This window comes from Mixta sp. BE291 (assembly GCF_031457955.1).
GTDB lineage: Bacteria > Pseudomonadota > Gammaproteobacteria > Enterobacterales > Enterobacteriaceae > Mixta.
The window spans coordinates 298883-311516 of sequence record NZ_JAVDXN010000004.1; the positions used below are offsets into that span (position 1 = coordinate 298883).

A 12634-nucleotide genomic window follows, 5' to 3' on the forward strand; every position below is an offset into this window, starting at 1 on the left:
AACAGCGACCCGCCAGGAGCAGCCCATTTTTCCGCCATTTTTATACTTTTTTTACACGCCGGCCCGGTAATTTAACGCCAATTTTATATGTGCTTTTTTATCCTTGCGGCTAACTAAAATGCGCCGTGGAGGTGGCTGTGAGTATGGGAATTGTGGCCGGGATCGTGCTGCTGTTTTTACTGCTGGGATATTTAATTTATGCCCTGATTAATGCGGAGGCGTTCTGATGGTTGCCACCGCATTTTTACTGCTAGCAAGCTTCCTGGTGATATTGATGCTGTTGGCGCATCCGCTGGGGCGCGCGATGGCGGGCATGGTTCACGACAGGCCGTTGTTGCCGATGCTGGAAAACAGCCTGTGGCGGCTTAGCGGCGTCGATAAGAAAAGCATGAGCTGGCAGCGCTATTTACTGGCGATTTTATTGTTTAACGCCGTGGGATTTATGCTGCTGCTGACAATTTTAATGACGCAGCAAGCGTTGCCGCTGAATCCGCACAACCTGCCGAACCTGAGCTGGCACCTGGCGCTGAACACCGCCGTCAGCTTTGTCACCAATACCAACTGGCAATCCTATGCCGGTGAAACCACCATGAGCAACTTCAGCCAGATGGCCGGGCTGACGGTGCAAAACTTCCTGTCGGCGGCTACCGGCATTGCCGTGGCGTTTGCCCTGATACGCGGTTTCGCCAGCAAATCCCTCGCTACGCTGGGCAATGCCTGGCGCGATCTGACGCGCATTACGCTGTTTGTCCTGCTGCCGCTCAGCCTGATTATTGCGCTGCTGCTGGTAAGCCAGGGCGTAGTGCAGACATGGAGCGCCAGCGTGGACCTGTCTACGCTGGAAGGCGCCAGGCAGACGCTGACGCTGGGGCCGGTTGCCTCGCAGGAGGCGATTAAAATGCTCGGCACCAACGGCGGCGGCTTCTTTAACGTCAACTCAGCGCACCCGTTTGAAAACCCCACCGCTATCAGCAATTTCGTCGAAATGCTGGCGATCTTGCTGATCCCGGCGGCGCTCTGCTTCACCTTTGGCGAAGTGGTCGGCGATCGGCGACAGGGTCAGGCGCTGCTGTGGAGCATGAGCCTGATGTTTATCGCTGCGGTCACGGTGGTGATGTGGGCGGAACTGCGCGGCAATCCGCACTTCCTGACGTTGGGCGCAGACAGCGCCATCAATATGGAAGGCAAAGAGACGCGCTTCGGCATCCTAAACAGCAGCCTGTTTGCGGTGGTTACCACCGCCGCGTCGTGCGGTGCGGTGAACGCCATGCATGACTCCTTTACCGCGCTGGGCGGCATGATCCCGATGTGGCTGATGCAACTGGGCGAAGTGGTGTTTGGCGGCGTCGGCGCCGGGCTGTACGGCATGCTGCTGTTCGTGGTGCTGGCGGTATTTATTGCCGGACTGATGATTGGCCGCACGCCGGAATACCTCGGCAAAAAAATCGATGTGCGTGAAATGAAACTCACCGCGCTGGCGATTCTGGTGACGCCGACGCTGGTGCTGCTCGGTACTGCGCTGGCGATGATGAGCGAGGCAGGGCGCGCAGGCATGGCGAACCCAGGCACGCATGGCTTTAGCGAGGTACTGTACGCCGTCTCTTCGGCCGCCAATAACAACGGCAGCGCCTTTGCCGGACTCAGCGCCAATACGCCGTTCTGGAACCTGCTGCTGGCGTTCTGCATGCTGGCGGGTCGCTTCGGCATCATCATTCCGGTGATGGCGATTGCCGGTTCGCTGGCGGCGAAGAAGATTCAGCCGGTGAGCAGCGGCACGTTGCCCACCCACGGCCCGCTGTTTGTCTGTTTGCTGATTGGCACCGTGCTGCTGGTCGGCGCGCTGACCTTTATTCCTGCGCTGGCGTTAGGGCCGGTGGCAGAACATCTACAACTGATTTCGCGTTAACGGGCGGAGAAGCTGATGAGTCGTCAACAACAGGCGCTGTTTGATGCAGCGCTGATGCGCGTCGCGATCGTCGACGCGGGCAAAAAACTGCATCCGCGCGTGCAGTTTCGTAATCCGGTGATGTTTTTGGTCTATCTCGGCAGCCTGCTGACCACGCTGCTGGCGGTGGCAATGGCAACCGGGCAGCTTGCCGGTGAGGCGGGGTTTACCGGCGCTATCGCGCTGTGGCTGTGGTTTACCGTGCTGTTCGCTAACTTTGCCGAAGCGCTGGCGGAAGGACGCAGCAAGGCGCAGGCCAGCAGCCTCAAAGGGGTGAAGAAAACCAGCTTCGCGAAAAAACTCAGCGCGCCGCGTCACGATCAACCCTGGCAGCAGGTGGCGGCGGAAACCCTGCGCAAGGGCGACTGGGTACTGGTCGAGGCGGGCGATATCCTGCCGTGCGACGGCGAAGTGCTGGAAGGCGGCGCGTCGGTGGATGAGAGCGCAATTACCGGCGAATCGGCACCGGTGATCCGCGAGTCGGGTGGTGATTTCGCATCGGTTACCGGCGGCACGCGGATTCTTTCTGACTGGCTGGTGATCCAGTGCAGCGTTAACCCAGGCGAAACCTTCCTCGACCGCATGATCGCGATGGTGGAAGGGGCGAAGCGGCGCAAAACGCCCAATGAAATCGCCTTAAGCATTTTGCTGATTTCGCTGACCATCGTCTTTCTGCTGGCGACCGCGACGCTCTGGCCATTCTCGGCGTGGGGCGGTCAGGCGGTCAGCATCACGGTACTGGTGGCGCTGCTGGTCTGCCTGATCCCCACCACTATCGGCGGGCTGCTCTCTGCGATCGGCGTGGCGGGCATGAGTCGCATGCTGGGTGCTAATGTGATCGCCACCAGCGGGCGCGCGGTCGAAGCGGCAGGCGATGTGGATGTGCTGCTGCTGGATAAAACCGGCACCATCACCCTGGGCAATCGCCAGGCAACGCATTTTATGCCAGCGCCCGGCGTCAGCGAACAGCAGCTGGCGGATGCGGCTCAGCTTGCTTCGCTGGCGGATGAAACGCCGGAAGGACGCAGTATCGTGGTGCTGGCGAAGCAGAAATTCAATCTGCGCGAGCGCGACCTGCAAAGCATGGATGCCACCTTTATTCCCTTCTCGGCGCAAACGCGCATGAGCGGCGTTAACGTGCAGGGACGCAGTATCCGCAAAGGGGCGGTAGACGCGGTGCGTAAACATATTATTGCTAACCACGGCGTTTTTCCGCCGCAGGTAGAGGCGCTGGTGGAAGAGGTGGCGCGCGGCGGCGGCACGCCGCTGGTGGTAACGGAAAACGCGCAGGTCATGGGCGTGGTGGCGCTAAAAGATATTGTTAAAGGCGGGATTCGCGAGCGCTTTGTTGAGCTGCGCAAAATGGGCATCAAAACCGTGATGATCACCGGCGATAACCCGCTGACGGCGGCGGCGATAGCGGCAGAAGCGGGCGTGGATGATTTTCTGTCGGAGGCGACGCCGGAAGCCAAACTGGCGCTGATTCGTCAGTATCAGGCGGAAGGGCGATTAGTGGCGATGACCGGCGACGGCACCAATGATGCGCCCGCGCTGGCGCAGGCGGATGTGGCGGTAGCGATGAACTCCGGCACCCAGGCGGCGAAAGAGGCGGGCAATATGGTCGATCTCGACTCCAATCCCACTAAACTGCTGGAGGTGGTGCATATCGGCAAACAGATGCTGATGACGCGTGGTTCCCTGACTACCTTCAGCATCGCCAACGACGTGGCGAAATATTTCGCCATCATTCCAGCCGCGTTCGCCGCGACTTACCCGCAGCTTAACCAGCTCAACGTGATGCAGCTGCATTCGCCCAATTCCGCCATCCTGTCGGCGGTGATTTTTAACGCGCTGATCATTGTATTTCTGATCCCGCTGGCGCTGAAAGGCGTGAGCTATCGTCCCCTTGCGGCGGCGGCGTTGCTGCGTCGTAACCTGTGGCTGTATGGCGTCGGCGGCCTGCTGGTGCCCTTTGTCGCGATTAAGCTGATTGATATGATGCTCACCCTGCTGGGCTGGGCCTAAGGAGAAAAACATGTCTGTTTTACGTCCCGCGCTGACGCTGTTTATTCTGCTGGCGCTGTTAACCGGCGGCGTCTATCCGCTGATGACCACGCAGCTGGCACAGTGGCTGTTTCCCGCGCAGGCCAACGGTTCGCTGCTGCCGGAAAACAATGGCTCGGCGCTGATTGGTCAGGCGTTTACCCGCTCCGATTATTTCTGGGGACGCCCATCCGCCAGCGCAGAAACGCCTTATAACAGCGCGGCCTCGTCGGGCAGTAATCTGGCGGCGAATAACCCGACGCTGGATCAGGCGGTGCGTGAGCGTGTGGCGATGCTGCGCGCCGCGAATCCGCAGGCCAGCCAGGCGGTGCCGGTGGATTTGGTGACCGCTTCCGCCAGCGGGCTGGATCCGCACATTTCTCCGGCGGCGGCGGAATGGCAGGCGATGCGCGTGGCGGCGGCGCGTCAGCTGCCGCTTAGTACCGTACAACAGCTGATCGCTGACAATACCACGCGCCCGCTGCTGAAATTCCTTGGCGAACCGGCGGTGAATGTGGTGAAACTAAACATGGCGCTGGATGCGTACGCTTCCACACGCTAGCTGATGATGGCGTTACCACCGGCCTGGCACCGGCCGGTGGTTTTTGATCTCACACTCTTTTTCGGGAAAGCCATGAATGACGAGTTAGCCCGTCCCGATCCCGACGCGCTGCTGTTGCACGGCAGCCATCGCGGCAAGTTAAAAATTTACTTCGGCGCCTGCGCGGGCGTCGGAAAAACCTTTGCCATGCTCCAGGAGGCGCGACGGCTGCGCGCTCAGGGGCTGGATGTGCTGGTCGGCATTGTGGAAACCCACGGACGCGAGGAGACCGCGCGCCTGCTGGAGGGATTAGCGCTGCTGCCGCGGCGGGCCACTGGACACGCGCGCTATGAAGAGTTTGATCTGGATGCGGCGCTGGCGCGGCGGCCAGCGGTGATTCTGATGGATGAGCTGGCGCACAGTAATGTGCCAGGCTCGCGCCATCCGAAACGCTGGCAGGATATTGATGAGCTGCTGGAGGCGGGCATTGATGTCATGACCACGATAAACGTGCAGCATCTGGAAAGCCTGAACGATGTGGTCGGCGGCATCACCGGCATCCAGGTACGCGAGACGGTGCCCGATCCCTTTTTCGATAAGGCGGATGAAGTGGTGCTGGTGGATCTGCCGCCGGACGATCTGCGTCAGCGCCTGAAAGAGGGCAAAGTGTACGTTGGCGATCGGGCGGAGCGGGCGATTGAGAACTTCTTCCGCAAGGGGAATTTATTCGCCCTGCGCGAGCTGGCGCTGCGGCGCACCGCCGATCGGGTGGACGATCAGATGCGCGCCTGGCGTGACGTACAGGGGCGGGAAAAGGTGTGGCACACCCGCGACGCCATCCTGCTCTGTATTGGCGATCGCACCGGCAGCGAGAAGCTGGTGCGTACCGCCGCCCGCCTGGCTTCCAGGCTGGGCAGCGTCTGGCATGCGGTATATGTGGAAACCCCCAGGCTCTATCGCCTTCCCGAGGCGCGGCGGCGCGCCATTCTGCGCACGCTGCGGCTGGCGCAGGAGCTGGGCGCGGAAACCGCGACGCTGGCGGAAAGCGACGAGGCGCAGGCGGTGCTGCGTTACGCGCGCGCGCATAACCTTGGCAAAATCGTTATTGGCCGTCGTCCAACGCGGCGCTGGCGGCGCGACAGTTTTGCCGACCGCCTGGGTCAGCTGGGGCCAGAGCTGGATCTGGTGGTGGTGGCGCGCGAGGAGGGAACGCGTGACGAACCGGACGAACGGCTTGATGCCCGCAGCGTTGGCGAAAAATGGGCGACCCAGCTGCGCGGGACGTTCGCCGCGCTGCTGCTGTGCGCGCTGATTACCCTTATCGGACAGGCCTGGCTCACCGGTTTTGACACCGCCAACGGCGTGATGATCTATCTGCTGGGCGTGGTGATTATTGCGCTGCGCTATGGGCGCTGGCCGTCGGTAGCGGCGACGGTAATGAATATTATCGCCTTCGATCTGTTTTTTGTGGCGCCCACCGGCACGGTCGCGGTCTCTGATTTGCAATATCTGGTGACCTTCGCGGTGATGCTGGCGGTTGGGGTGATTGTCGGCAACCTGACGGCAGGCGTGCGCTATCAGGCGCGGGTGGCGCGCTATCGTGAACAGCGGGCGCGCTATCTGTATGAAATGGCCCGTTCACTAAGCAGCGCGTTGCGCTATGAAGATATTGCCGCAGCGGGCCAGCGCAGCGTGCAGGCGACGCTACAGGCGCGCAGCGCGCTGCTGTTGCCGGATGAGCATGGCGATCTTATCGTTGTAGGCGACAGCAGCCTGACGCTGCCGCCCGACGGGGCGATTGCCCGCTGGAGCTTCAGCAAAGGCCAGCCTGCCGGGGCAGGCACCGACACCTTACCCGCGATGCCCTGGCAGATGCTGGCGCTCAAAACCCATGAAAAAAGCTGGGGACTGCTGGTGATTGAGCCGGAAAACCTGCGTCAGCTGATGATCCCGGAGCAGCAGCGGCTGCTGGAAACCTACTGCGTGCTGCTGGCGAACGCGCTGGAGCGTGTGGCGCTGGCGCGCAGCGAAGCGGCATCCCGGCTGGCGGCGGAGCGGGAACAGCTACGCAACGCGCTGCTGTCGGCGCTGTCGCACGATCTGCGTACCCCGCTTACCGTGCTGTTCGGCCAGGCGGAGATGCTGATGCTCGATCTGGCGGGAGAAAATTCAGTGTTCGCGGCGCAGGCCAGCCAGATCCGCGAGCAAACCCTCAGCACTATTCGGCTGGTCAGCAATATGCTGGATATGGCGCGTATCCAGTCGGGCGGCCTGAATTTGCAGCCGGAGTGGCTGTCGCTGGAAGAGATTATCGGCAGCGCCTTGACCCAGCTGGCGAGTCTGTTGCCGCACGATAATGTGCAGCTGGCGCTGCCGGAGCGGCTGGTATGGCTGCACGGCGACAGCACGCTGCTGGAGCGGGTCTTTATCAATCTGCTGGAAAACAGCGTGAAATATGCCGGGCCGCAAACGCCGCGCGGTATCCGCGCCGCAGAGCAGGGCGGGCGGCTGGAAATCGAGGTATGGGATAGCGGGCCGGGCATTCCCGCCGGGCTGGAAGAGAAAATTTTCGATAAGTTTTCGCGTGGCAATAAGGAGTCCGCCGTGCCGGGCGTCGGGTTAGGGCTGGCGATCTGTAAAGCGATTATTGAGATGCACCACGGAAATATTCGCGCCCAATCCCGATCGCAGGGCGGCGTCAGTTTTTTCATCAGCCTGCCGCAGATGGCGCCGCCGCCGTTGCCGGAAAGCGTAAGCGATGCACTGAAATAACTTCACAAAGCTTCGGTTATACTATGCGCCTTGTTAATCAACTGACTGGACTGTATGGAACGTTTCACCGAAAACCTGATGTATTCATCGCGCTGGCTGCTGGCACCGGTTTACATTGGGCTGTCGCTGGGCCTGCTGGCGCTGACGATTAAGTTTTTCCAGGAAATCATCCATCTGCTGCCCAATATTCTGGAAATTGCAGAAAACGATCTGATCCTGCTGCTGCTGTCGCTGGTGGATATGACGCTGGTTGGCGGCCTGCTGGTGATGGTGATGCTTTCCGGCTATGAGAACTTTGTTTCCAAGCTCGATATCGATGAGCACAAAGAGAAACTCAGCTGGCTGGGCAAAATGGACTCAAGCTCGCTGAAAAACAAAGTCGCGGCCTCTATCGTAGCGATCTCCTCGATTCATCTGCTGCGGGTGTTTATGGAGGTGCGCCATGTCGAAAATGATAAGCTGATGTGGTATGTAATTATCCATCTGACTTTCGTTTTCTCCGCCTGTCTGATGGGCTGGCTGGATTACATCACGCGTCAGGATAAGAAAGACCACTGATCTACTCGCGCTGAGGCCGTTGTGAAGCCATGCCGCCCGGCATGGCTTTTTTGTTTCACGCCGAAAGCATTTCCCCGCATCCGCCATTGTTATATGCCAGGCTTAATCCATTCGTTTCGTCACTATCACGGGAGTAATAATGGATTTCCTTGCCTGGACCGCCACCAGCGGCGGGTTACTATTAATCATGTCTTTAGCATCGGGCTGGATCCATCGCGGCCCGGTGACTTCTTTCAGCCTTTTTTTGCTGATTGGCGTGTTGTTTGGACCCTGGGTACTGAATTTTGTCTCGCTTGATCTGTTAAGCCATCCCGAGCTGACGGCCCATATCACTGAAATCACCATGGCCGCCTCGCTGTTTATCACCGGCCTGAAGCTGCGCCTGCCGCAACGGTTCGCCAACTGGCGCGATGGCGTGCTGCTGGCGTTTCCCGCCATGTTGTTGACCGTGCTGGGGATGATGGTGGTGGTTCACCTGGTGACCGGCTTCTCCTGGCCGCTGTCGCTGGCGTTTGCCGCCATTGTCGCGCCGACCGATCCGGTGCTGGCCAGCCTGATTTCCGTAAACCATGCGGGCGATGAAGATTCGCTACGCGTGGCGCTCTCCAGCGAGGCGGGATTGAACGACGGCTCGGCGCTGCCGCTGTTGATGCTGGCGCTGCTGCTGTTTGATAACACCACGCCGCTTTCCGCCGATATGTTTGGTCACTGGCTGGCAAAAGATGTGCTGTGGGCGATCGGCATGGGTACGCTGATTGGTTACAGTTTTGGCCGCGTGGTGGGCATTATCACTACCCGCCTGCGTAGCGTGAACAGCGATACCGCTCCCAACGATTTCCTGACGCTGGCGCTGATTGCTATTACCTATGCCTCGGCGCAGTATGTCGAGGCTTCCGGCTTTCTGGCGGCCTTTGCGGCGGGCGTCGGGCTACGTCGGGCGGAAATTCATGTGGTACGTACTTACCCGCCGGAGCAGGTGCCGGAAGACGAGCGCATCCCACCGGCGGAAGTGCTGGTGAACCCTAATCAACGGCACAAGCTCCAGCAGAATTATACGCCAGCGCATACGGTAGGCCTGGTGGTGGGCGATGCGCTCTCGTTTGGCGATACGGTGGAACGTCTGTTGGCGGCCATGATGGTGGTGGTGCTGGGCGTGACGCTGGCGCTGCACTGGGACAGTACCGGCCTGCTGTTGGCCGCTATTCTGTTTCTGGTGATTCGTCCGCTGGCGGTATGGATAGCCACCATCGGCACCGGTATTCCGTTAGCGCGTCGCCTGCTGATTGGCTGGCTGGGGATTCGCGGCATCGGCAGTATTAACTATATCGCTTACGCCTGGGTTCATGGCATGTCCGGCCCGCAGGCCAATGCGATGGTGGATATGGCGCTGACGCTGGTGGTTGCCAGCGTGGTGATTCATGGCATCACGGTGACGCCGCTGCTGAATCGCCGTCAGGCCTGGCAGCGTCGCAAAGCGGAGCAAGAAAAACAGCAAGTGGAGCAGGCGCAGCGCGAGTAAGGCTACCGGCTGATATGAAATTACCCGCGGGGCGCGTTGCCTGATACGGGCACCTGATAAGCGGAAGTCGGGCTGCTTTGTTTGCTAAGGATGGCGGCGTCCCGGCGCAGCGGCGCGCCGGGACAGGCGCTTACTAGTGGGTGAAATCAATTACCATACGACCACGGATCTTGCCTTCTTCCATCTCCTGCAGGATGTCGTTAACCTCCTCAATGGTGCGGCGCTGCACTTTTGGCACCACTTTGCCTTCGGCGGCGAACTGGAAGGCTTCGCTAAGATCCTCACGCGTGCCGACCAGCGAGCCGACCACTTCAATGCCATCCAGCACCAGGCGCGGAATATTCAGGCTCATCGACTCCGGCGGCAGGCCAACGGCCACAATGCGGCCACCGGCGCGCATCGCATCCACGGCAGAGTTAAAGGCGGATTTCGCCACGGCGGTGACCACGGCCGCATGTGCGCCGCCTGTGCGTTCCTGAATAACTTTCGCCGCATCTTCATTACGTGAGTTGATCACCATGTCCGCGCCCATTTCGCTGGCGAAGGCGAGCTGATCGTCATTAATATCTATGGCGATAACTTTGGCGTTAAAGACATTTTTCGCGTATTGCAGCGCCAGGTTACCCAGCCCGCCAAGGCCGTAAATCGCAATCCACTTGCCTGGACGGATGCCGGAAACCTTCACCGCTTTATAGGTGGTGACACCCGCGCAGGTCACGCTGCTGGCGGCGGCGGGATCGAGGCCCTCCGGCACTTTCACCGCGTAATCGGCGACTACGATGCACTCTTCCGCCATGCCGCCGTCCACGCTATAACCGGCATTTTTCGCCTCGCGACAGAGGGTTTCATTACCGGCGTTGCAATATTCGCAATGGCCGCAGCCCTGATAAAACCAGGCAACGCTGGCGCGATCGCCTGGCTTGAGCGAGGTCACGCCCGGCCCGACCTCTGCCACAATCCCGATCCCCTCATGCCCCAGGGTGATGCCGGTGGTATCGCCGAAATCCCCATTCTTAACGTGCAGATCGGTATGACACACGCCACAGCACTCCATTTTCAAACGCGCTTCGCCATGCTCCAGCGCCCGTAGCGTTTTCTCTACCACGGCCACACGATGGTCTTCTGTTACAACGGCTGCTTTCATACGGCTTCCTCCATTGATGCGATAACGATTCAGGGCGCAACGCTCTCCTGTTGCTGCCTTATGCTACCCATTTAGAGGTATCAAGCGTAAAGCGTTTGAACGGAATGTGACAACGATCACTGGTGTACTACGCTTTAAAGACCCTTCCAGCGCAGCGCGGGAAAGGCAGCGGGCGTCCAAAAACCTGCTTGTAGATGCCTGCACCGCCTACCAGAAAAGGAAAACATCGCCTGTGAAAAACATGATTTACCATTCTCCCGCCAGGCAGGAAGGCTATGCCGGGCTGGGCGATTATGCCGCGATTGGCGAAGGACGCTCTGTGGCGTTGATTGCGCCTGACGGGGCGATTGACTGGTGGTGCGCACCGAATATGGATTCGCCGCCGCTGTTCGATCGCATTCTCGACGCCGGCACCGGCGGTTATTTTCAGGTGTCGCCGGTGGGCGAATGGCAGATGGCGCGCAGCTATCGCGAAAACAGCAATGTGCTGGAGACGCGTTATCAAACAGACACCGGCGAAGTGCTGATTACGGAATCGCTGAACAGTACGCTGGCCGGGCGGCTGCCGTGGAATGAGCTGGCGCGCCGCGTGGTAGGGATCAGCGGAGAGGTCGAGATGCAGGTGATCTTTCAGCCCGGCACGCGCGCGGAAACCTGTTCGCCGTGGCAAAAACGCATCAATGGTCATCCGGTTTATCACGTTGGCGAACTGATGGCGATGCTGCGGCTGACGGATGATGTGCAGATTCACGAATGCGGCGACGAACGCTTTACCGCCACCTTTACCACCTCGCCGGATTCCCGCACGCTGGTGGCGTTAGTTACGACCGAACGCGAGCCGTTGGCGATTCCGGCGCCGGAAAAGATCGACGAACGCATTGAAACCAGCCACACCGCCTGGCGCGACTGGGCGGACGGGCTGAGCTGGGAAGGCCCTTATGATAATCATGTTCGGCGCTCGGCGCTGGCGCTGAAATTCCTCTGGTATTCGCCAACCGGCGCGCTGGCCGCTGCCGCCACCAGCTCGCTGCCGGAAAAACTGGGTAACGATAAAAACTATGACTATCGCTACGCGTGGATCCGCGATGCCTGTCTGATTATCAAAGCCTTTGTTTATCTGGGGTCGATGGAAGATTGTAAGGCGGCGTTTTCCTGGCTGTCGCGCACCATCCGCGAGCACGACAACGGCCTGCGCGCCTGCTATACGCTGGAAGGCGGCCAGGTGCCGGAAGAACGTTTTCCGCCGCTGTCGGGCTATCAGAATACGCAGCCGGTGCGGGTGGGCAATAACGCCCGCGATCAGGTTCAGCTGAGTATGTATGGCGATATGTTGGCGACGGCGCGGCTGTTTATTCAGGCCGGTCACGTGCTGGATCTCTCTACCTCACGCCTGTTGGGCAAGCTGGCGAATCACTGCGCCGACAGCTGGCGGCAAAAGGATTCCGGTATCTGGGAATTGCCGGAAGAGCAGCACTATACGCATTCCAAAATGGCCTGCTGGCTGGCGCTCGATCAGGCGGTGCAGCTGGCGCAGGATAGCCATATCGAAACCACCTGGATAAAGCGCTGGGAGCGCGAGCGGGATCGCATCCGCGACTGGATTGAAACCCACTGCTGGTCGGAAACGCGTCAGGCCTATACCTTCTATGCGGGTAGCGATCGGCTGGATGCGGCGGTGGCGCTGACCCATTACTACGGCAGCTGTGTGAATCCGCAACGCATGTTATCGACCCTGACGCAGATACGTGAGGAGCTGGGCCACGGCGGCGTGATGCTGTATCGCTATTCAGAAGCGGAAAAGGAAGAGGCCACCTTTGTCGCCTGCGCGTTCTGGCTGGTTGAGGCGCTGGCTGAGCTGGGCGAGCGGGAAGAGGCGGGGCGCATTATGGATGAGATCCTTGAGCAGCTGTGCCAGCGCGGCAACGTCGAGATTTTCAATGAGATGTTCGACATCCACAGTAAAAGCTGGCTGGGCAATATGCCGCAGGGGCTGAGCCACCTCTCGCTGGTGTGCGCCGCGAAAGCGCTGGCGGAGGATAATCCGGGCGATCGGGTGTAGCGCGCCGCAACGCGTAATAAGCAGGCTGAAAGGACGCTTCAGCCTGCTTTATC

General features: G+C 59.9%; 9 protein-coding genes. 8 read left to right on the top strand and 1 reads right to left on the bottom strand.

Annotation, left to right across the window (positions count from 1 at the left end; translation table 11 throughout):
- Positions 1 to 143: 143 nt before the first annotated feature.
- The 7 genes from kdpF to J2X14_RS11515 all read left to right on the top strand — a co-directional run bounded on the left by kdpF (position 144) and on the right by J2X14_RS11515 (position 9378).
- Positions 144 to 227 (top strand): K(+)-transporting ATPase subunit F, encoded by an 84-nt coding sequence (gene kdpF / locus J2X14_RS11485; RefSeq protein WP_502890003.1) that lies wholly within the window; start codon positions 144 to 146, stop codon positions 225 to 227.
- Positions 227 to 1906: a potassium-transporting ATPase subunit KdpA gene (kdpA, locus tag J2X14_RS11490; protein ID WP_352411348.1), complete on the top strand. Its 1680-nt coding sequence runs from the start codon at positions 227 to 229 to the stop codon at positions 1904 to 1906. Before kdpF ends, kdpA begins: the two co-directional genes overlap by 1 nt.
- Before the next feature lie 15 nt (positions 1907 to 1921).
- Positions 1922 to 3970: a potassium-transporting ATPase subunit KdpB gene (gene kdpB / locus J2X14_RS11495; RefSeq protein ID WP_352411349.1), complete on the top strand. Its 2049-nt coding sequence runs from the start codon at positions 1922 to 1924 to the stop codon at positions 3968 to 3970.
- A gap of 10 nt (positions 3971 to 3980) precedes the next feature.
- Positions 3981 to 4550: a potassium-transporting ATPase subunit KdpC gene (gene kdpC / locus J2X14_RS11500; protein WP_352411350.1), complete on the top strand. Its 570-nt coding sequence runs from the start codon at positions 3981 to 3983 to the stop codon at positions 4548 to 4550.
- A 72-nt stretch (positions 4551 to 4622) separates the two neighbouring features.
- Positions 4623 to 7301: a two-component system sensor histidine kinase KdpD gene (kdpD, locus tag J2X14_RS11505; protein ID WP_352411351.1), complete on the top strand. Its 2679-nt coding sequence runs from the start codon at positions 4623 to 4625 to the stop codon at positions 7299 to 7301.
- A 54-nt stretch (positions 7302 to 7355) separates the two neighbouring features.
- Positions 7356 to 7859, top strand: a complete 504-nt coding sequence (locus J2X14_RS11510) for a TIGR00645 family protein (protein WP_352411352.1) — start codon at positions 7356 to 7358, stop codon at positions 7857 to 7859.
- Positions 7860 to 7998: 139 nt separating this feature from the next.
- Positions 7999 to 9378, top strand: coding sequence for a cation:proton antiporter (locus J2X14_RS11515; protein WP_352411353.1), 1380 nt, complete (start codon positions 7999 to 8001; stop codon positions 9376 to 9378).
- A gap of 133 nt (positions 9379 to 9511) precedes the next feature.
- Here J2X14_RS11515 and adhP read toward each other — a convergent pair whose 3' ends face one another.
- Positions 9512 to 10522, bottom strand: a complete 1011-nt coding sequence (gene adhP / locus J2X14_RS11520) for an alcohol dehydrogenase AdhP (RefSeq protein ID WP_352411354.1) — start codon at positions 10520 to 10522, stop codon at positions 9512 to 9514.
- A 232-nt stretch (positions 10523 to 10754) separates the two neighbouring features.
- On the opposite strand from adhP, the gene J2X14_RS11525 reads away from it, so the two are divergent.
- Entirely contained in the window at positions 10755 to 12581 is a 1827-nt protein-coding gene (locus J2X14_RS11525; RefSeq protein ID WP_352411355.1) for a glycoside hydrolase family 15 protein, read from the top strand.
- Positions 12582 to 12634 lie beyond the last annotated feature (53 nt).